18 protein-coding genes and 2 tRNA genes are annotated in these 20072 nt (G+C 51.6%); 4 read left to right on the forward strand and 16 right to left on the reverse strand.

All coding sequences use genetic code 11. The features are described from left to right. Window positions 1-4: 4 nt before the first annotated feature. The 4 genes from DK507_RS15225 to DK507_RS15240 all read right to left on the reverse strand — a co-directional run bounded on the left by DK507_RS15225 (window position 5) and on the right by DK507_RS15240 (window position 3093). The gene (locus DK507_RS15225) at window positions 5-958 is read right to left on the reverse strand and encodes an aldo/keto reductase (protein ID WP_109357161.1); all 954 of its coding nucleotides are present in this window, start codon (window positions 956-958) and stop codon (window positions 5-7) included. A 3-nt stretch (window positions 959-961) separates the two neighbouring features. Continuing rightward, window positions 962-2041: a Gfo/Idh/MocA family protein gene (locus tag DK507_RS15230; protein ID WP_254054407.1), complete on the reverse strand. Its 1080-nt coding sequence runs from the start codon at window positions 2039-2041 to the stop codon at window positions 962-964. Between the two features lie 77 nt (window positions 2042-2118). Then, on the reverse strand, window positions 2119-2841 hold the full coding sequence (locus tag DK507_RS15235; RefSeq protein WP_109357162.1) for an SDR family oxidoreductase: 723 nt from the start codon (window positions 2839-2841) through the stop codon (window positions 2119-2121). A 175-nt stretch (window positions 2842-3016) separates the two neighbouring features. Next, a tRNA-Met gene (locus DK507_RS15240) sits at window positions 3017-3093 on the reverse strand. 173 nt (window positions 3094-3266) lie between these two features. Between DK507_RS15240 and DK507_RS15245 the strand changes: the two genes are divergently transcribed. Then, on the forward strand, window positions 3267-4502 hold the full coding sequence (locus DK507_RS15245; protein WP_109357163.1) for an NAD(P)/FAD-dependent oxidoreductase: 1236 nt from the start codon (window positions 3267-3269) through the stop codon (window positions 4500-4502). On the opposite strand, the gene DK507_RS15250 is transcribed toward DK507_RS15245, so the two are convergent. Next, the gene (locus tag DK507_RS15250) at window positions 4499-5014 is read right to left on the reverse strand and encodes a 2'-5' RNA ligase family protein (protein WP_109357164.1); all 516 of its coding nucleotides are present in this window, start codon (window positions 5012-5014) and stop codon (window positions 4499-4501) included. The two genes, DK507_RS15245 and DK507_RS15250, sit on opposite strands and share 4 nt — an antisense overlap. Before the next feature lie 140 nt (window positions 5015-5154). Between DK507_RS15250 and DK507_RS15255 the strand changes: the two genes are divergently transcribed. Beyond that, on the forward strand, window positions 5155-5586 hold the full coding sequence (locus tag DK507_RS15255) for a hypothetical protein (RefSeq protein ID WP_109357165.1): 432 nt from the start codon (window positions 5155-5157) through the stop codon (window positions 5584-5586). A gap of 11 nt (window positions 5587-5597) precedes the next feature. Here the strand turns inward: DK507_RS15255 and DK507_RS15260 are convergent, their stop codons facing one another. The 5 genes from DK507_RS15260 to DK507_RS15280 all read right to left on the reverse strand — a co-directional run bounded on the left by DK507_RS15260 (window position 5598) and on the right by DK507_RS15280 (window position 15044). Next, complete coding sequence (locus DK507_RS15260) at window positions 5598-6329, reverse strand: queuosine precursor transporter (RefSeq protein WP_109357166.1); 732 nt, start codon at window positions 6327-6329, stop codon at window positions 5598-5600. A gap of 73 nt (window positions 6330-6402) precedes the next feature. Then, window positions 6403-9306, reverse strand: a complete 2904-nt coding sequence (locus tag DK507_RS15265; protein WP_109357167.1) for a pitrilysin family protein — start codon at window positions 9304-9306, stop codon at window positions 6403-6405. A gap of 240 nt (window positions 9307-9546) precedes the next feature. Beyond that, window positions 9547-13158, reverse strand: coding sequence for a TonB-dependent receptor (locus DK507_RS15270; protein ID WP_109357168.1), 3612 nt, complete (start codon window positions 13156-13158; stop codon window positions 9547-9549). Between the two features lie 177 nt (window positions 13159-13335). After that, window positions 13336-14406 carry a FecR family protein gene (locus DK507_RS15275; RefSeq protein ID WP_109357169.1) on the reverse strand — a complete coding sequence of 357 codons (1071 nt, stop codon included), beginning with the start codon at window positions 14404-14406 and terminating at the stop codon, window positions 13336-13338. Further along, complete coding sequence (locus DK507_RS15280) at window positions 14403-15044, reverse strand: RNA polymerase sigma factor (protein WP_162559077.1); 642 nt, start codon at window positions 15042-15044, stop codon at window positions 14403-14405. The genes DK507_RS15275 and DK507_RS15280 overlap by 4 nt, the downstream gene beginning before the upstream one ends. A 213-nt stretch (window positions 15045-15257) precedes the next feature. Here DK507_RS15280 and DK507_RS15285 point away from each other — a divergent pair. Next, window positions 15258-15334 (forward strand) — tRNA-Arg (locus DK507_RS15285). A gap of 12 nt (window positions 15335-15346) precedes the next feature. Here DK507_RS15285 and DK507_RS15290 read toward each other — a convergent pair. Further along, on the reverse strand, window positions 15347-16111 hold the full coding sequence (locus DK507_RS15290) for an NUDIX domain-containing protein (protein ID WP_109357722.1): 765 nt from the start codon (window positions 16109-16111) through the stop codon (window positions 15347-15349). A 156-nt stretch (window positions 16112-16267) separates the two neighbouring features. On the opposite strand from DK507_RS15290, the gene DK507_RS15295 reads away from it, so the two are divergent. Continuing rightward, window positions 16268-16855, forward strand: a complete 588-nt coding sequence (locus DK507_RS15295) for a DUF4126 domain-containing protein (RefSeq protein WP_109357171.1) — start codon at window positions 16268-16270, stop codon at window positions 16853-16855. Here DK507_RS15295 and DK507_RS15300 read toward each other — a convergent pair whose 3' ends face one another. From DK507_RS15300 to fliE, 5 genes are all read right to left on the reverse strand, one after another. Next, window positions 16856-17239 (reverse strand): flagellar export chaperone FliS, encoded by a 384-nt coding sequence (locus DK507_RS15300; protein WP_109357172.1) that lies wholly within the window; start codon window positions 17237-17239, stop codon window positions 16856-16858. Window positions 17240-17259: 20 nt separating this feature from the next. After that, window positions 17260-18354: a flagellar filament capping protein FliD gene (gene fliD, locus DK507_RS15305; RefSeq protein ID WP_109357173.1), complete on the reverse strand. Its 1095-nt coding sequence runs from the start codon at window positions 18352-18354 to the stop codon at window positions 17260-17262. A gap of 67 nt (window positions 18355-18421) precedes the next feature. Continuing rightward, window positions 18422-19075 carry a hypothetical protein gene (locus DK507_RS15310; protein ID WP_109357174.1) on the reverse strand — a complete coding sequence of 218 codons (654 nt, stop codon included), beginning with the start codon at window positions 19073-19075 and terminating at the stop codon, window positions 18422-18424. After that, a complete protein-coding gene (locus DK507_RS15315; protein ID WP_109357175.1) occupies window positions 19062-19328 on the reverse strand; it encodes a FliG C-terminal domain-containing protein in 267 nt (88 codons plus the stop codon). The genes DK507_RS15310 and DK507_RS15315 overlap by 14 nt, the downstream gene beginning before the upstream one ends. A 156-nt stretch (window positions 19329-19484) precedes the next feature. Continuing rightward, on the reverse strand, window positions 19485-19820 hold the full coding sequence (fliE, locus tag DK507_RS15320) for a flagellar hook-basal body complex protein FliE (protein ID WP_109357176.1): 336 nt from the start codon (window positions 19818-19820) through the stop codon (window positions 19485-19487). Between the last annotated feature and the right edge of the window lie 252 nt (window positions 19821-20072).

The following is a 20072-nucleotide window of genomic DNA, read 5'->3' on the forward strand; positions in this document are numbered from 1 at the left end:
GTCCTTAATCATAAATCGGGTTAAACAGGCCGAAAGCCGCTTCGCAAAACACGCCGGGGTCATTGAACCGCCGGTTGGCGTTTAGCGCGGAAATTGCGTGCATCTGGTCTTCGCTTAGCGAGAAATCATTAATCGCAAGATTTTCCCGCATTCGCTGCGGATTGCTGCTCTTCGGAACAATGGATGTACCGCGCTGCGTAGCCCAGCGCAGCACGACCTGCGCCGGTGTCTTGCCATGCGCCGCTGCAGTTTCCTGAACAACTGTTTCGGTCAACACGCTGTCAGCTTGGCCCGCCATATCAATCTCTACATAAGAAAGCGCTGCAAGGGGCGAAAAGGCGGTGACAGGAATGTCATATTGATGTGCCAACCGGATCAGTTTTTCCTGTGTCAGATAAGGGTGGGCCTCAATTTGCAGTACCGCTGGTTTGACCGTGGCATAGCTCATCAGGTCATGGATCAAGGCGCTGTTATAATTACATACGCCAATCTTACCTACCATGCCGGCATCCACCAACTTTTCCATAGCTTGCCAAGTGTCTTGCAGCGACACTGGCGCACGCTTCATTTGCGGATTGTCGGTGCCGGGATCAAACAACCACTCTGGGGGATAACGCGTTTCGATGGGCACATATTCCAACGCAATCGGAAAATGGACAAGATAGAGGTCCAGATAATCCAACCCCAAGTCATCAAGAGATTTTTGGCAAGCCACCTGCACGTGATCGGGATGGTGAAAGGTGTTCCATAGCTTGGATGTAATCCAAAGTTCATCGCGGGTGACAAGCCCCTCGGCCATGGCGCGGTTCAGCCCTTCGCCAACCTCTGCCTCATTCGCGTAGTCGGCTGCACAATCAAAGTGTCGATATCCGGCCTCTACAGCCTCCACCACGACATCAGCAGCAGCATCGCTGCTTACTTTCCATAAGCCAAATCCAATTTCGGGCATTTGCTTCATAGACTATCCTTTACTGAAAATGCTGGAGGTAAGGTGCACCGGCAAACCGGTTGCGATGGATTCATGCGCTGCTGCTCCGATCTCGACTGACCGCAGTCCGTCATATGTCGAGATTTCCGGTGCACCGCTATCCAGTAAAGCGTCGTGAAACTTGATCAATTGAAAGTAGGTTGCCCCGTGATGATCACCCGCCTTCAAAGCTTGCTCAGGCGTCGAAACCGCTTCTGTCGAAGGACCGGACCCATCGCGCGGCGACCAGGTGACATTGGCCGAGGGAATGCTTACCTCAAGCTTGCCTTTTTCACCCAGCGCATAAATTTGTTCCTGCTCTTCAGAACCTTCCGCAAACATGCATAGATCCAGCACAGCACGAGTCCCTTTGGCGAAATCGAGTATCACATAGGCATTGTCCAGAATATCAGGAATCCTGCCATCATAGCTCTCATCGAGATGGTTCACATCCTGCCCTCCCGATGCAAAAACCCTCACGGGTTCGTCCTGCAATATATGCCGCATCAGGTCGAAGAAATGACAGCATTTCTCTACCAATGTGCCTCCGGTATTCTCGCTGAACCGGTTCCAGTCGCCAACCTTCTGCAAAAATGGAAAACGATGTTCGCGAATTGAAAGCATCTTGACCGGCCCGGTTACACCGCTATGCACCCGCTCGATAAATCTGGTGACGGGCGGCATGTAGCGATATTCCAGACCGATCCACAAAAGATACGGATGGTCCTGTGCTGCCTCATGCAATGCGCGTGCGTCTTCAACTGTCGTACACATTGGCTTTTCAAGTAAAACAGCGACGGGATGCTTCATCACGTCCTGCATGATCTCAAAATGGGTGTGGTTAGGTGCGGCGATTACGACAGCGTCAATCGCTTCACTTGCCAACATCTCTTGTGTGCTCGCATAGCAAACCGGATCGGCACCCAGTTTCTGGGCATGATCGTGCGAGCCTTCCAGCGAGCCCCTGTCCGGGTCGGACAGCGCGACCAGCGTCACATCATCCAATAGCGCAATATTGCTGATATGCTCACGACCCATCATCCCGGCACCGATAATCGCGTATCTCTTTTTCACCCGTTTCCGTTCTTTCAATGAGCTTTAATGCGAAACTATTTTGTAGTGGGATTGTGCAATTTGGTAAAACCTGTCTTTTAGAACCGCAATGTAATGCCCCGCGCAAGAGCAGGCGAGATCGCTTCAGCCACGCGCAAAGCCTTGGTCATACCGATATTTACCTCATCCTGATTACGCTCGATTGCGACGACAATTTGCCGTGCGCATTCTTCAGGTGGCATCTTCTTGGTCGGGTTGCCATCATTCATCTGCGTGTCAACAACCGGCGGTAGCGCCTCGATCACGCGGATATTGGAATCCTTGAGCTGTTCACGCAGACCAAGCGTGTAAAACCGCAACCCCGATTTGGTAGCGCAATATATCGGTGTGCGGGCGGCCGGTGCAATGGCAAGCCCCGAGGTGACATTGACAATTGCCGCCTGCGGCCGTTTGCGCAGACTGGGCATCAGGCCAGTGATCAATCGGATGGGCGCGTTAAGATTGGCATAGATGCAATCATCAGCCGCATCGGCAACCGGATTACCCTCACGAAAGTCATGATCGACGAGCTGACCCGCATTGTTGAGCAGCACATCAACGCCTTTATTACCCCATTCTTTAAGCAACGCATCCACGCCAGCGGCATTGGACAGATCAGCCTCAATAACCTCAAATCCCTCCTGATGCATGGCGGACAGGCGCTCAGGATTGCGTCCTGTCAGCGTCACTTTCGCACCTTTTTCCTTCAGTTGTCGGGCAATTTCGCGCCCGATACCCGCACTGCCGCCGGTGAGTAAGACGATTTTATCTGCAAGTTCCATTACGTCCCAATCAAAGCCTTCCCCGCTGTTTCAAATCCTTCCCGCATCCTTGCAGCATTCGACATTGCGAGCAACCGCTTAATCTGAAGGACATTTCGCAAACGGGCCAGATTTTTCGCACCGCAAAACCTAGTAATTGCCGCTAACGATCCAAATGCTTGTTCTGCGATATTTCTGGTAGCGGAGGAGGGACTCGAACCCCCGACACATGGATTATGATTCCACTGCTCTAACCACCTGAGCTACTCCGCCATCGGTTTCTCTGCAGGACTTGAATCGCTACAAAAAACCTTGGATCGCGGCGCTATAGTCGCCGCATCTTTATCGGTCAACAAGTTGACTATCATTTTCTTGTACTTGCAACCCAACAGCCATCCGCGCTAACAGTCATGCCCTTGCCGCTCTGCGGCGCAATGGGGCCGAAAATGAACAAATCCTACGACATATTGATCGTTGGCGCTGGCCATGCCGGCGCGCAAGCTGCTATCGCACTGCGGCAGCAGAAGTTTGAAGGTACAATCGGTCTGATGGGTAATGAAAAATACCCGCCATATGAACGCCCGCCGCTATCCAAAGAGTATCTGGCCGGAGATAAACCGTTTGAGCGTATCATGTTGCGCCCCGAAAGTTTTTGGGGTGAGCGCAATATCGATCTGCTAACCGGTTGCCGGGTATCGAAAGTGGATCCGATGGAAAAGACGGTCACGCTAAGTACCGATGATGAAATTGGTTACCACAAACTAATCTGGGCTACAGGTGGCTCGCCCAGAATGCTGGATTGCCCGGGCAGTCAGGCGCGCAATATTCACGGTGTACGATCTCGCGCAGATGTCGACAAGATCATGGCCGCCCTGCCCTCAACGGATAAAGTCGTGGTTGTAGGCGGTGGTTACATCGGCCTCGAAGCAGCGGCCGTACTCACAAAACTCGGTAAGAGTGTGACGATACTGGAATCGCTTGACCGGGTTTTAACGCGGGTCGCCGGCGAAACTCTTTCTCGCTTTTATGAAGAAGAACATCGTCGGCAAGGTGTCACGGTCGAGCTAAATGCCATGGTAGAGTCTTTTGAGACCAATGACGACGGAATGGCGACCGGCGTCAGGCTTGCTGACGGACGTGTTCTAGATGCAGATATGATCATTGTTGGCATCGGTATTATTCCGGAGACTGGTCCACTGGTGGCGGCTGGTGCTGCTGCTGGCAATGGCGTCGATGTGGATCAAACGTGCCGCACCAGCCTGAACGGTGTTTACGCCATTGGCGATTGCGCTGCGCATGCCAACCGCTTTGCCCACGGTGCACATATCAGGCTCGAATCCGTGCAAAATGCCAATGATCAGGCAAAGGTAGCCGCGCTCGATATTATTGGCGAGAAATGCGAATATGATGCAGTGCCGTGGTTCTGGTCCAATCAATATGATCTCAAATTACAGACGGTCGGTTTGTCCACCGGCCATGATGAATATATTGTACGTGGTGATCCGGCCAACCGGTCCTTCTCGATTATATATCTGAAGGATGGTAAAGTGATCGCTCTTGATTGTGTGAATGCAACCAAGGATTACGTACAAGGCCGCAAAGTCGTTGAGGCAGGCCTTGCGCTGGATCGCACACAACTGGCGGACCCAGATATTCCGATCAAGGAAGTCGAAAGCGCTTAACCGCGAAACGGCCATTCGCCAATAGATTGCCAAGGCCCATCCATATAATGATGCAGTGCCAGTCCTTTGATCTGAAATGGGCGCGGCTCAAATTCCAGTGACAATTTTGTCATCAGCGCTTTCGCTTCTTTCGCTGAGACCTTGTTCTGCACCGTGACATGCAACCGTGGTGTCTGCTGATCCTGAGCGACCAGCAGCCCGTGAAATCTGTCCGCCAGTTCCATTCGCATCGCCAGCAGGTCGGGGGAATGCAGCTGATAGGCCACCCCGCTGCCAAGGTGGATCAGGCGCTGCAGAGACGTCACCGGAGGCGCGTTATATCGGGTCATGTCTTTCACCGCCTGCTTGATCTCGTCCAATGCTTGCGGCGGTAGATGATGAAACAGCGTGATATGCGCAGGCAGGACATTACGCTCTACCGGATAATATTTCCGACGCAGCGCATCGGCCCAAGCGAGATCTTGTTTTCCCATCACAGCGGTCATGATGACCGGTTTATTGTCCGCTATCATTCGTACAGACTATCGCCAAAAAAGAAGGACTGCGAACGAATAATCTCGATCGGACAGAATGGCAAAGCACCGCAGGTAAAAAGAGATTTTTTCCCGTGCTTCTTGCTATGATGACCCGGCATGTTGGGAGGAGCAAATTTATGACACAAGATAAGAAACCGCCTGTCTGGTTCTGGGCCCTGGGAATATTTGCCCTGATATGGAATGGCCTTGGTATCGGTGCCTATGCCAATGACATCATGATGACGGCCGAAAAGCTTGCCAGTATGACTGAGCTGGAGCAGAACCTGTTTGTCAATCGGCCCTTCTGGGCATCGGCCGCCTTTGCAGTTGCCGTCATTGGCGGTTTCATGGGGTCGATCATGCTGCTATTGCGCAGGCGGATAGCAGTAAGGTTATTCCTGATGTCTCTGATCGCGGTGCTGATCCAGTTCGCCAGCTATTTCATTCTTGACGGCTATCCGGACTATTTCAGCCAGAACGGATGGTTCATGCCCATATCCATCCCCATTCTTGCGGTCGCTTTTCTGTTGTTCGCACGCTGGGCAGAGAAAAGCGGATTCCTTCGATAGTATTCCGGTGATCAGGTTTTGGTACTAAATGGTGTAAAATTGGTGGATTCATCGTAAATATCGACACCCTCACGCCGCTTCAGCCAGCCCACTACTGCATAGGTAACCGGTGTCAGCACCGCCTCCCACAGGACTTTGAGCAGCCAATTGGTCACCATCACGGTCAGCACGGCCGACGTTTCCCAGATGCCCCAAAAAGCCAACGGATAGAAAATCAGGCTGTCCACACCCTGTCCGACCACCGTTGAGCCGATGGTTCGAGACCAGAGCGCCCTGCCCTGCGTCCAGACTTTCATTCGTGCCATCACGTAGCTGTTCACGAACTCTCCGGCCCAGAAAGCCAGAATTGACGCGGCAACAATGCGCGGAACCTGACCGAAAACGCTTTCATAGGCGGCCTGCCCTTCCCAGCTGTCGGCAGGTGGCAAAGACACCACGACCCAACTCATGAAGGCCATAAAGACCATCGCGGCAAAACCCGCCCAGATGACCCGCCGGGCCCGCGCATAGCCGTAGACCTCAGTCAGAATATCGCCAATGACATATCCTAGTGGAAAGAAAAGGATACCAGCGCCGTAAACCCATTGCTCACCGCTAATGGTCACAAAGGTCGGCTTCGCCGCGCCGATAATATTGGAAAGCAGCAGGATGGTGACAAAGGCCGCCATCACAAAATCGAAATAGCGAAAATTGTGACCGGACTGACTGGCAGCACTGCTGCGCTTAATGGGTTCGGAGTTCATCTCCCGATGATTAGCCAATTACCACAAAGTTTCAATGGTATAACTTGCACGGACTCCGCAGCATCCGCCAAACTCAATCCGATATCAGTGCCACTTCCGCCTCATCGTTTTCGTCCGGCGCAGGAAGAATATATGCAGCCACTGCGGCGTTGGCCCCGAAGATCCGCTTCGCCATAACACTAATATCCTTAACCGTCATTTCGCGCAAAACGCTCTCACGCATGCGATGCCGAACCATTCCATATCCACTCGTTTGCGCATCTCGGAGCACGCTCATCCAATAGCCATTATTCTGGAGCGAGCTGTCAATATCGTCGACAATAGGTTTCAACGCCCGCTGAAAAACATCCCCGTCAATAGGCTCCGCTGCCAGTTGTTCTCCGACTTGCAAAATGGCCTGACGGACCTCGTCAGCCTTTTCAGGTGCGGCTGTCACGCTGGCAAACATATAGCCATAATCGTCATACAGGTTGCTCACGAACATCCCTGCGCCTGGTGAATAGGTCAGGCCCATATCTTCCCGAAGAACGTTCGACAAACGGTTGCGGAATATACTGCGCAAGACCTGCATACGTAGAGGATCTTTGGGGTCGGAAGCATCCGGTGCCGGCCAATAGACACGCACCATGGCCTGATCAGCATTGCCCTGATGATAATATGTAAATGGTTCGGCCGGCTGTGACGGAAATTCCAGATTACGCATCTCCGGAAACGCACCTTTGTTGTCAGCACGTTCTGGCAAGGCTCCAAATGTCCGCGCAACCTCAGCGATGGCAGAGGCCCTGTCGATGTCACCCACAATAGTAATTTCTATCAAACCGTTTTGCAGCTGTGGGTCAATCCAGTCCCGGACATCCTGGATTTCGGGAGACAAAAAGGCCTCCAGATCAGAAAAACCATAACGCGGATCACCGGAGCGGATCATCCGTGGTAATTCCTTTTCTGCGACCGTCATCGGTGAAGCTTTGTGGGTTGGGTACCAGGCTTCCATTTTCTCATGATAGCGTTTAGCCGTCTGCTCACGATAAGCAGGCGCCGTGATATGTGCTGTCATTAAATTCATCTGGTCAGCAAAGTCTTTCGGGTCCGTGCGACCGACAACTTCCAAAGCATCATTATCAGGACGCAGGCGAACACGGGCTCCGACATTCTTACCTGCAAACAGTGTTTGCAGATCATCTGCACTATGCCCCTCCACGCCGCTGCGGCTCAAGAGATTTTCCGCCAGTCTGCGCAGTTCTTCGCTTTTTTCCGGCATCGATAGGAAGCCGCTGCCAACTCTCACGCGGATACCGATCGTATCAGCATCAAAATCCGTCTGCTTGAAATTCAGCCGAACATTATTGGCAAAGGTGATGGTATAGGCATCGGCATCGGCCAGATAGGATTCCTTTTCAACGCGACCGGGCTCTCCAAAGTCGGTATAGGCAAATTTTATGGCCTTTTGATTTTCCGGAGCGGAAACGGCAATTTGACGGGATGCCAGAAATGCGGACCTTATCTCCTTTTCAGGATTATCAATTTTCTGGCTGGTGGCGAGATAAACTACCGGTTCTTCAAAGCCGGCCCAACGTTCACGAAACACGCGCTCCACGTCCTCCAGCGCTATTTCCGCTACAAATTCCTCAAACCGTGCGAGGCTATCTTCCGGTGAAGTGAACACACGTTCGTTGGCGAAACTGTCCACCAGCTCCTTTGCATAATTATATTCCAGCCTTGCATAGGTCTTGCGTGTACCTTTGCGATCTACGGCGACCTGCTGCGCTTTACGCTGCCTTGCGATAACCTCATCCAGTTCGACTTGCGAAAAGCCATAGGCCAGCGCCCGCCGGATCTCCTGATCCCCTGCGGCCAGTGCCTCCTTCCAGTTGTCCGGTCCGCTGCGGAGTCGAATGATCCAAGCATCAACAGTATCCTCTGGCGCATAGCGGCTGATGGATCCGTTCAGAAAATCCGCCTCACCTGTATCAATCATACGGTCGAGCCGGCGATTGACAATCTGTGCGCCAAGCGCCCTCAACAGCCCTTCTTTTCGTCTTGCCTTGTTGTCCGGCCATTTCACATAGGGTTGCAACGATCCCAATGATACAAAGGTAAGGATCTCGTCATGGTGGTGGTAGCCGATTTTTCCCGGAACAATGTCAGCGGGCGAGAGCTTCACCTGCGGAAGTGCCTTTGTTTTCGGACGCCAATCACTGAAATAGGCCTTGATCTTTTCGATCGCCAGATCGGTTTCGACATCACCGATAAACGCGATGAAAGTATTTTCCGGGCGATAATAACCGCGATAATATTTCACAAACTCTGATCGCGGCATCGTTGCGATGGTTTCATCCACGCCGATTGGCAAACGATTAGTCAGACCGCTGCCTTCCGTCAAAAAACCCATATTGGCGATCAGAGCGCGGAAATTGATGGAATCCCGGCTGCGTTTTTCCGAAGCAATCACGCCGCGTTCCCGTTCGATGGCTTCTTCATCAAGAGTCAGGTTTTCCGCTGTTTCACGCATCAGGAAAAACGCTTCGTTCAAAATGTCGTCACCCACCGTTGGCAGGTTGAGTTTATAGGTGGTCTGGCTGAAACCGGTGCTCGCATTGGTGTCGGCGCCAAATGCCAGGCCATATCGCTCCAGGCGCTTGATCATCTCACCTTCTGCAACATTCTTGGAACCGTTGAAGGCCATATGTTCAAGAAAGTGGGCAATGCCTCTCTGCTCTTTCGTCTCGTTCAGTGAACCGGTGGCAATCCGCATGCGCACAGCCGCAACACCGCTCGGCGTGCTGTTTTTCATAACCGCATAGCGCAAACCGTTTTCGAGCGTTCCGTAAACCACTCGCGAATCCGGCTTCAGATCGCTAGCATCATGGGCAAATCCACCATTGCTATCATCACCTTTGGCCATTGCGGGACTTACTGCAAACAAGGAAAAGGCTGCAAACAATGCAGGGGCAAATCGCAAGCGGGATTTCTGTCGCATTATTAATTCTCCGGGGAATCAGGGGAAGCATTCTGATTTTTTCTAAGGCTATTACTATATAAGACGCACAAGAATGCGAAGCCCTCAACAAATAGACCAATATTCAAGATACATTTTTGGTATCATCACTTTCACCGATCCGATGACGTGGACAAGTAATTCACGGTTCTGTTTCCTGAGGTTCATTCGGGGTATAAGGGGTTGGGAACGCCCCCAGGAAACAGATGCCTGTAATTTTAGCTAGAACCGAGCTCGGACGCCCATCGTCACGCTGCGACCACCATTAAATTGATAGGTATTGGGAAAGAAGAAGTCGGCATCTGATCGGCCGGGAGTGGGCCCCGAAGCGTTTCGGATATCCGCCTCTTTTGATCCCCTAAGCAGATCATCGCCCTCCACGAAAACCGTCCAATTGCTACCGAATTTATCAAATGTGTAGGACAGTCTTAGATCAAGCGTCGAGAATGCCGGCAAAATACTATTAATATCCCTGGCGGTGTAAGAGGTAACAGTCTGGCTTTGCCGTGTGTAAATCAGGCGACCGTCAAACCCGCCTTTGGCATAGTTTATAGACGCGTTATAAACCCAAGCTGCTTGATCTGCCAACGGGCGATCCAGCGACAACTGCGTCACCTGACGAGGAGGAGGTGTGAATGCCGTAACCAATGTTGGGAAATCACCTTTAGTGTAGGTTAAATTACCCAGAACGCCAAAATCCTTTAGAAAACCTGGAAGAAAATCCAGTTGCCGGATCAACTCCAACTCAAAGCCATAGATTTTTCCGCCTTCACCATTTTCCGGTCGATTTAAAGTAAATGCCGTATCCGGAGCAAAATCAACCAGGTCGGGTCGATCTATTGCAAGTTGCCCGAAAGTATCCAGGACCCTCTGGCGCACAGTTTCATTTGGTGCCAGTTGGAAAAATACATTGGTAAAATTGTTGGAGATTTTCTTGTAAAAAAGCCCTGCCCTGATGAGACCTGGTGTATCCTGGAAATAATAAGCTACATCAAGGTCAAAATTGTCGGTTGTAGACGGTTTCAGATCAGGATTTGCTTCGCGGATATTTACGGAAGCAAAATTCGGTCGTAAGTCTATCGATATTCTGTTCGTGCTTCGAATAAGCCTGAAATCGGGGTTAACCGTCGACCTGAAATAACCGAACCGGGCGACCAGATTGTCCATCGGACGATAGTTTACCAATATGCTCGGTGTCCAGGTCGAGGTCGTTCCTGATACGTCCACAAAATTGACCAATCCGGCACTGACAAACGTCGCCCGTGGTTCCCTTTGCACTCCCGGCTGGTTAAGTCGCACAGAGGGCGCACTTAATACAGTTCCATTGCGATCTACGCTCTCAAATCGCACACCGCCAATCGCATCAAAATCGCCAAAAACAACTTTAACCTCCAGATAAGCGGCCAGCCTTTTTTCCTTAGTAGTCGCTGGCAACAGTCCGCCGACGTCCGCTATCGGATCAAGTGTGGTTGCATCGGTAAAGCGATATCTTTCTTCGTTAAACGCCGTCGCAGGGTCATCTGCCGTTAAACCAGCAAGTGCATCGAAAATGGTATCAATCGAACGTGGTTTAATCGCTGGAAATACAAATCCATCACTTCCGATATCAGCCAAGGTCGGGAAATCCAAAAGGCCGGGAGCAATATCATCCGCCGTCGTGTTCCGGCCAAATATTCTGGAGTAGTTGACGCTGGGTTTCAAAAATCCTCTGGTCGCGGTGGCAAAACGGTCATCCGCAGACCGCCGTTTGCTACGGTCATATTTACCGCCAGCTTCAAGATAATTTAGGAAGCCTCCACCGAACTCATACCTTGCACTGCCTTCCAAAAAATAAGCTTCGGTAGGGCTGTCGGTTATGGTCCGGGAAGCATTGGTCAAATTATACTGACTTGGATCATTGACGATAGCAAATCCCTGCTCCGTCAAGGAAGGGATTGGGATACCGTTGGATGCAATCACGTACCCGCCGTCTACGATCCGAGGAGTCATGGCCGCATCATCATCAGGATTGATCACCGCCGTCGCGGGATCAATAATGCCCGTCAAATTGTTAAGTACATTAGCGATCAGCGTCAAATTGACATTGTTGGATTGCGCTTTGGCTTTCGAATAGCCTGCCTTGTAATTGAACGTCCAGCGGTCGAGAACTGTATCACCGCGCAGGCTGATAGAACTACTTCGTATCTGCTGATCGACGACATTCAACGCGGTCACCGGCGCCAGACCTGACAATGTGGTCCGCCGACGAACTTCTCCTCCCAGCTCAGGAATAGGCATATCTACGCCCCTGGTGCGATAGCTGATGGCTGTTCGGGAATTTTCGGTTACAACGTCACGTTGGTTCCGCTGAAGGTCCAGACGCAATTTGGTGTGTGAACCAATATCCCACGCTAGATTGACAGATGCCAATAGATTCTCTTCGTCACGGTCACGCTGGAAATAGTTGGCCCCCGTTAGCAATCGACTTTCAAACTCGGGATCAAATGGAAATTGCGCTGGTGGCGGTACAAGAGCACCGCTGGTAAACCCGGCTGGCAATACCTGCGGTGTACTGCTCAGGATGCCGATATCGTAATTGGTTCGGTCGGTCTTCCGATATTGCAGAGTAGCAGCCACGCCAAAATTATTGGTGATTTTTTTGGCGACAGTGCCTCCAATTTGATATTCCTCACCAAAAGCCCGGTCAAAGCCACTCTCACCTTCAGCGCTGAGGTTTAGAGCAAAATCACCATAGTCCAGCCCTGACTTGGTCTCAATTTCTACCAAACCACCAGAACCATTGGACTCATGGCTTGGGAGAAGTGATTTCTGAATCCTGATCTCGGAAATATTGTCAGCTAGAAAACCACTGAGATCAACAGTTCGTTCGAAATTTGTACCCTGCAGTTCCAGTCCGTTTAGCTGTACATTGATCGCTTCGGAACTAAAACCACGCACAGTTATACGAGACCCCTCTCCCGTCGCATTGTCTCGACCAAAAGCTACACCAGGAACACGTCGCAGCGCCTCCGACACTGTTTCGGCCGGAAAACCACCCAGCAAATCAGACGAAACGATAGTAGCATTATTGTCCGCATTTTTCTGCTTGTTCAGCGCCTGTTGAATAGAACTGCGATAACCGAAAACGACGATATCTTGATTGGCTTCACCGACTTGTACATTGGCTTGCTGGCGCGACCCCGGGGACACGGATACGGTGACAGTTTTGACTTGCTCACCCAGATATTCCACCCGAACAACTTGCCGCCCGCGCGGTACTGCGGGAAAATAATATTGGCCGCGATCATCTGTAATCGCTTCCAGATTTGTTCCGTCTATGCGTACCAACGCACCCCGCAAAGCGCTACCGGTACTAGTGTTCACGACCGTACCGGAAACTATACCGGTGCTACGACCTTCCGGCGAGCGATCGTCTTGAACAGCCGCTCCAGCAGAAGTGTTTTGAACGACCGCAGGCGCCGCGGAGGCCGCAGTTGCTGATGGTGCTGCTCTGTTTCGCAACAACCGTGATGTATTTGCAATCCGGAGAGCCAGTACATTTGGTTCGATTTCACGAAAGGAAATGGCTGTATCGCGTAGCAACAGACGCAGCGCCTGTATCGGGGTCAAACGACCGGACACGGCATTTGCCCGCTTATTCGCAACCATCTCCGGTGGATAGACCAGATTTTTTCCGGTCTTCAGCGCATAGCTTTTCAAGGCAGAGGACAAAGCCTGGTCCGGCATGTTGAAAAATATCGCCTGTTCTTGGGCATGGGCCGATCCGACGATTGCGATGTTGGCGGCACCGGTTAACATTGCTGCTTGCAGCAGTCTGAACGAACGAGATGGCATATGGATCCCCTGTCTTTATTTCCCTGCTGGCTGTCAGTCATCCGCTGACTAGCCTCACAAAAGGTAAGACGCGCGAGGTTCACCATCCCTCAAAATCTTTTTCAGATAAGGGAGAAATGTTAGTGATTCCATGATAGATTATTCTTGAAAAACGCTATATTTTTCAGATGCTAAAGCTCATTCTTTCCAGTCGAGAACAATGTCACCTTCACCGGATGGTGCGCTGTTTTTGACGGGGAATGATGCTTCGAGAGCCGCGGCAAAACTGTCAACAGAACCGACCTGGAAAATACCGCTCACCCGCATGTCGGAAAGCGTTGGATCGCCGAACACCAATTTACGCGAGGAATATCTGTTCACCTCCTGAACAATCATGCCCAGTGGCTCATTGTCAAAAATCAGGCGGCCGTCTTTCCAGCTTGTCGCCACGGCCGTATCGATCACATTGACTTTGAAAGGCAGGTCACCCTGCGCGATCAGCTGCTCACCCGGTTTCAACTGTTTCTTGCTCACCGCATCCGGATTGGCAGTATCACTGTCATCCTGATCGACCGTCACGATTCCTTCGATAAGCGTCACACGCACTTCGTCATCGCTCCGCCGAACCGAGAAAGTCGTCCCAATAGCGGTAACCAGTTTGCCATCAGCTTCCACCACGAAAGGACGATCGGCATCCTTGGCGACTTCGAACAACGCTTCGCCGCGCAGCAGGATCAGGTCACGCCTGTCCTCGCTAAAGTTAATCTGGACAAGGCTATCGGTATTCAGTTCCACAACGGAACCGTCAGGCAGGTTGACTGTCGATCTCTGACCGATAGCCGTCCTGTAAATGGGTGAAGACTGTGATCCACTCTGGGCCAGTTGTTGGGACGGATCTGTATCAGCAGAACTTCCCATATTCCCGAAGGGTTTCAGCATCACCATCGAAACAACAACGATCAGGAGAGAAGCCGCAATCGCGCCATATTTCATCCAGCTGTTGTTGTTCGCTCCTGCAGATACAGCAAGAGCATTTTGGCGCATCGCCATAATTTCGTCATCGACAGCGCTATCCTGCATTGCCGTCCAGACTTCTTCCTGCAACGCATAAGCCTCGGCATGTTCAGGTGATTTTTCGAGCCAAGTCTTGAAACGCCTTTGATCTCCTTTGCTGGCATTATCTGCACGCAGCCTTGCAAACCAGTAGGCAGCTTGTTCCTCGACACTGTTGTCCGCATCCATTGCATTCATGTTATTTGGATCCATCATTCCGGTGGCCCCAAACGATGTGCAAGATGCTTGATGGCATCCATCATGTGCTTTTCAACTGAACTCATCGATATACCTAATTGCTGCGCGATCTCGCGATATTTAAACTCTTCAAACCTGTGCAACAGGAAAACATTCCGTGTGCGTTCCGGCAATTCGTTTAATGCGTTTTTCAGCGCTACTACTTTCTCTTTACCTAACAAGACGCGCTCGGGTGAAAGTTCCTCAAAAGCATTTTCATTTTGGTCGGATAAATGCTTGGTAAATGATCTTTTGGTTGCTTCGCGCCGCGCCTTGTCACGTAGCAAGTTGGCTGCGATCTGAAATATGAAGGCTTCTGGCCGCTCCAATTTTGTTGAATCTGTCCGCGATGTCAGACGATAGAAGACGTCTTGTACAAGGTCATCCACTTCATTCTGATTGTAGACTCTTTTTCGGAAATATTTTTCCAGCGGAACACGAAACTGTGAAAAAAGCTCCTCCAGGCCGTCATGCAGCGCTTGTCCGTCAAGATCATCTGCAGCGGATGTGATACCAGCAGATTTCTGGGATTCATTGTCTTTACTTGATGTCAATCTAGCCCCTAATCGAATCCGGTCAGATGGCGTAATAAAGGGGCAGAAGATAATACTTGTCAACGAATGTATAAGTATTGGCCTTTTATGTCGGCAGTGAAATACTATTAGTTCAGCTTATGTCTTGCTACTGGCAAATCACGCTTTTGCAGTCACTTCGGCCATCCACACAAGGTGATCCGGTGGTTGACATTCAATCCGATCCTGTTTACGCGCTGAGCCGCAGAAAACTGCGAATAAGCAGCTTTTCTTCGGAAACAGGGATTTCTAAGGTGCGCGCCCGTAGCTCAGCTGGATAGAGCGCGAGACTTCTAATCTTGAGGCCACAGGTTCGACTCCTGTCGGGCGCGCCAATCCTTGTTTCCCTATTTGTTAAAACCGCGCTGTACGGCATCCATGGGTTCGGATGTGACGGGATATCCAATCCCCTCCGGTATGCATAAATGCACACCGTCGTCGCGCTTTTCGATGGTCGGCGACACCATAGTTACCGGATGGCTCATGCTGTGCTCTGCGGCCTCAACAAAGGAATCAAATTGCGCCAGTCGTTCCAGATTGCGCTTGGTCGGAAAGATGATTTTGACCTCTCCGGCGTCTGCTTTATCCAGCACGCCCTGCGCGCTACTCCAGAACAGATTATAATTTTCGGTTTCATCAACCGTCGCTTCTGCGGCGTGATCGTCGTGCGATATCATGTAAAAGCGTGTATCAAAAACCCGCTTTTCGGCAAAAGGCGGGCACCAACGGGTAAAAGGCACCAACTTGTCGAGACTTAACTGCCAGTCAAACTGACCGCATATTTCTGACAATATTGTACCGTCATGCAAAGCTGCACGGGCCTCCATCACCCGCTTTGCCGCAAGGTCACCGTCAACCGCAACGGCGATGCCGGTTTCTTCAATGGATTCACGAATTGCCGCAATACGCGCGCCATATTCATCGACGTCATCATGGCCAAGGGCTCTGGCAAAATCATGGTCGGCATCATCCACTCTTCCTCCTGGGAAAACCGCCGCGCCTGCAGCAAATGCCATTTTTGCAGAACGTTCCACCATCAACAGGTCCGGTGCCGTGTTACCCGGCTGATCCCGAAAAATAACCAGTGTTGAGGCGGGAATGGGTTTTGGCATTGGTTTCCCGGTCAGGGCATCAATTGTGTTCGGCTTATTTTGATCTGTCATCGTGTCATATGACCAGCATGATCCGGCAATGTAAAGGCGCAGCATAAAACTTGGCTGTTGCCATAGCGATTTGCCAAGCCACTATGTTCGTGGCAATTACCAGGGATGGGCATTGTTGAAATCTTGGGACTGGCTGGCAGCGTCAGCCTTTTGTCGGGCTGGCGGCTCTATCTTACGGTTTTCGTAACGGGTCTGGCCATGCGGCTACAGTGGATTAGTCTACCGGAAAATCTGCAGATGTTGGATGCGCTTGCCAATCCCTGGGTTCTGGGCATCAGTGCTTTGGGCGCAGTCGCCGAATTTTTTGCCGATAAAATATTGTGGCTAGATAGCATTTGGGACACGATTCACACCGTGATCCGCCCTCTCGGCGGTGCTCTTCTCGCTTTGGCGGTGGTTGATTCCGGTGATCCCGCTTGGCAGGTTATCATCTTTCTACTCGGCGGTGGCGCGGCATTGATGAGCCACGGCGCGAAGGCAGGTGCACGCGCCATCGTCAACACCAGTCCGGAACCAGTCAGCAATGCTGTGGTATCCACAGGCGAAGATGTCGCGACGGGCGGACTATTGTTCCTGGCTTTTGCCAATCCGGTGGCGGCACTGATCATCGCATCTGTATTGCTGATCCTCTGTCTTTTTCTGGTTTACAAAGGCTATCGGCTGTGGCGAAAAATCGTCTCCAGCGGCAACTAGCTATCCGATTTCCGACCAGGCTGAAAAGATTTCAGACATGATCCGATGGGCTGCACGATTATTTCTGATGAGATTTTTCGGTTCCCTAGATGCAATTAACTGGCGAACCTGGCCATAAAGCAGATGCAGATTTTTGGCGAGATTACCCCCCTTTTTCATATCCAGGCTGGCCATCAGGGAATCCACAATCGTCAGCGCCATAACCTGTTGATCAACAATTTCCCGGGATTGGCCACGACGATAAATCAGGTGAATTTCGTCGAGCAGATTGAGTAGCTCTTCAAACAAGATATTCACCAGTTCATGCGCGTTGGCATTCAACACCCGTGCTTCTTTTCCGGCAACTGCATAGCCGGAATGCGCAATGCTCATATCGTGCATCATTTCTCTCCCGCGCGAGGCGCTTAGTCACTATTGTTGTTCCAGATCGCTATCTGCTGCGTAAGATAGCTTTGAGTCGCTTGAAGCACGACCAGTTGACGATCCATATTCGCAAAACTTTGCTGCAGCTGGGCTTCATAGCGACCACTGTCTTGGTCAAGTTTTTCCCAGGCATCGGCCAAATTTTCCTTGATCTGGTCCAGGCGTTTTTGCGAACTTTCCAACGCACCATTATCGCCTTGCAAGCGATCCCGGATCGCCTGAAGGACGCCGGCTATGCCAGGATTATTGTCATCGACCACCAATGGATCGAGCATATTGGATACTGCTTCGGCATCGCTGCTCAGCACCGCTTCAAGCCGTTCCTTGTCAATCGAAAGCGTTCCGTCACGGTCGGTTCTCACACCAATATCGGACAACGCGCGATACGGGCCGCTATCGACCAGAGTCGCTGCCCCAATCTGTCCCAGCGACCGGATCATCTCCCTGACCCCCGGATCCCCGGCCAGCGGTCCGGCAGTCCCGCTGTCTGTGCCAGCGGCCGTCGCAGCGTTCAGTGCGTTGCGCAACTGATTATAGGCATCAACAAAATCCGACACGAGATCGGAAATGGTGGTCGTAGGCTGATCCCCGCTGATAATGATTTGCATGCCCGGCGAGGCAGTATTCAGCCTTACTGACACACCCGGAATTGCATTTTCAATGACGTTACTACCATAGGCCAAATCCACGCCATCCACCACTATGAGTGCGTCCGCCGCTTCGCTCACCAAAGTCATTCCGGTAACAACTGGCGGATAGTTATAGTCTGCAAAATCACCGCTCACAGAGAATGTCTGATCTTGTCCCTCCTGCCCTTCCAGAACGAGGCGTGCACCATGATTATCTGTGATAATTGACGCCGAAACACCTGCTCCTACTTCATTGATCGCGTTTGCAAGATCCGTGATGCTGGCTGCGCCGTCCAATAGAGTGATATCGAAACTGCCACTGCTGCTGACGATCGTCATAACGCCGGCGCCAACAACGATATCACCATCCGCCACGACATCGGATACCAACCGGCGCGGCGACGCCAGCTGGTTGACTTCGAGTGTCGCCGGAAGCCCTTGCCCCAACGGACAATTGCAGGTGTGACAGCTCCGGCTTCGATGAGAACCCGTGACAGGCGATCATAGTCGAGTTTCAGCATGACACGCCGCCAGCCAGGCGCTCCTGGTTTTCAATCTCTTGGGCCATCGCAGTGGACCCGGAGGTGATCTCGCCCGAACCATAAACCAGACGCACGGAACCGGGCAGCAGGTTAGCGTCCGGCAAAACCGCAACGGGGCAGTCATGATTCTGCAACAGTTTCGTATCAGCCGCGGCAACATATAAACACACTTCGCCAACATCCGCCGCCATCAGCTCGATAGCTGCGTCGCATCGCTCCTGAAGCAGTTTCTTGTTGGTTCTTGCATGGCCCACAGCCTGCTCAAATAAGGACAGGACGACTTCCCATAGCTGCTTCGACAGATGCCCTTCATCGATTGCTTTCAGGCGGTTAATCGATAATGCCAGAGTGTCTTGGCTGGCTTCTCCTTCCTCAAGCTGTACCATCGCCGCCTGCTGTCCGTTCAGATATCCCCGCGTGTAGGCATCCGCAACTTGCTGATCTACACCGTCAACTTCGGGCTCTGGTTCATTTTCCCGAACATCATCTGAACCATCCTGTTCAGCATGCCGAAGCGGCATGTCATATGTCGCCTGAAAAGCTGTTTCTTTTGCCCCTAAACTATTGATAACAAAAATATCATCATGGCTATGAACCGGCGAAAAACTGCGCTCAGACAAAGTCATCACTGCGCCCTCCCAACAAGATGCTGCCATCTTCCGCCAGTCTCCGCGCCTGTGCGATAATCTGCTTTTGCGCGGCAACTACGTCATCTTTCGAAACCGGTCCCATCTCCGCAATTTCATCCTGAATGGCTTCCGCAGCCCGTTTTGACATACAGCTGAACATCTTCTCCGCCAGCGCAGGCTCCGCGCCTTTGATCGCCAGCTGCAACGCTGTATTTTCGATGGATCGGATACCGCCAGCAATCCCATCAATGGCAGCGCGCGCTTGATCGCCGGCTGGTCAACAAAGCCATGCAATCGTTTGCGCCAATCAGCACTGTTCGCAAAATCTGACATTCGAGTGACCGGTGTCAGATCATGCACAGGGTCTTGAACCCGTTGTTCACTAGTAAGGCTGAGTTCGTTCATGTCACACCGGCATGGTCATGATGTCTTGATAGGCCTTGATCAGCTTGTTGCGGACCTGCAGCGTCAGCTCAAAACCCAATGAGGATTTTTGCTTGGCCATCATCACACCGGCAATGTCGTTGGTTTTGCCGATGGTATAATCTTCAGTGATGTCTCCCGCCGCACGTTGCAATGCGCTGACCTCTCTCACCGCGGAGACCATGGCCACACCAAATGCTGGTTGAACCTGCGACGAACCAATTTCCAAAGAAGCCGAGGCGGCCTTTTTCAACACATCATTTTGCGCAATTATATCTTGACGCATCGCCATAAGTTGAGAACTATCAATCGCTTTCATGAGCAATCTCCAGAAACCATATCCGCTGCGCATCGATCCGATACCAAGAGGCATTTTGGTATTACTGGATTGATACGCAGCGGCAGGCCATTGCTCTCCCGGACCAGTTTGGGAGAGCGCCGATCGGAGTTCAGAATATCAACGTGATGGCTTGCCCCAATTATCCAAAGATTGAGATATATGCTCATGCAAGAGCAAAGCTTGCACACCGACCTTGTTATTTGAAACGCGGCTAAACGGAGAAGGTCCAAC

The organism is Sphingorhabdus sp. EL138 (assembly GCF_900258045.1).
In the GTDB taxonomy this organism is placed as follows: domain Bacteria; phylum Pseudomonadota; class Alphaproteobacteria; order Sphingomonadales; family Sphingomonadaceae; genus Parasphingorhabdus.

Coding starts and splice junctions, on each gene's coding strand:
- DK507_RS15275 (WP_109357169.1), bottom strand. CDS start 14,406: ATGATGGATCCAAATAACATGAATGCAATGGATGCGGACAACAGTGTC.
- DK507_RS15250 (WP_109357164.1), bottom strand. CDS start 5,014: ATGATAGCGGACAATAAACCGGTCATCATGACCGCTGTGATGGGAAAA.
- DK507_RS15290 (WP_109357722.1), bottom strand. CDS start 16,111: ATGCCAAAACCCATTCCCGCCTCAACACTGGTTATTTTTCGGGATCAG.
- DK507_RS15235 (WP_109357162.1), bottom strand. CDS start 2,841: ATGGAACTTGCAGATAAAATCGTCTTACTCACCGGCGGCAGTGCGGGT.
- DK507_RS15265 (WP_109357167.1), bottom strand. CDS start 9,306: ATGCGACAGAAATCCCGCTTGCGATTTGCCCCTGCATTGTTTGCAGCC.
- DK507_RS15260 (WP_109357166.1), bottom strand. CDS start 6,329: ATGAACTCCGAACCCATTAAGCGCAGCAGTGCTGCCAGTCAGTCCGGT.
- DK507_RS15225 (WP_109357161.1), bottom strand. CDS start 958: ATGAAGCAAATGCCCGAAATTGGATTTGGCTTATGGAAAGTAAGCAGC.
- DK507_RS15295 (WP_109357171.1), top strand. CDS start 16,268: ATGGGCATTGTTGAAATCTTGGGACTGGCTGGCAGCGTCAGCCTTTTG.
- DK507_RS15300 (WP_109357172.1), bottom strand. CDS start 17,239: ATGATGCACGATATGAGCATTGCGCATTCCGGCTATGCAGTTGCCGGA.
- DK507_RS15255 (WP_109357165.1), top strand. CDS start 5,155: ATGACACAAGATAAGAAACCGCCTGTCTGGTTCTGGGCCCTGGGAATA.
- DK507_RS15270 (WP_109357168.1), bottom strand. CDS start 13,158: ATGCCATCTCGTTCGTTCAGACTGCTGCAAGCAGCAATGTTAACCGGT.
- DK507_RS15310 (WP_109357174.1), bottom strand. CDS start 19,075: ATGACTTTGTCTGAGCGCAGTTTTTCGCCGGTTCATAGCCATGATGAT.
- DK507_RS15245 (WP_109357163.1), top strand. CDS start 3,267: ATGAACAAATCCTACGACATATTGATCGTTGGCGCTGGCCATGCCGGC.
- fliE (WP_109357176.1), bottom strand. CDS start 19,820: ATGAAAGCGATTGATAGTTCTCAACTTATGGCGATGCGTCAAGATATA.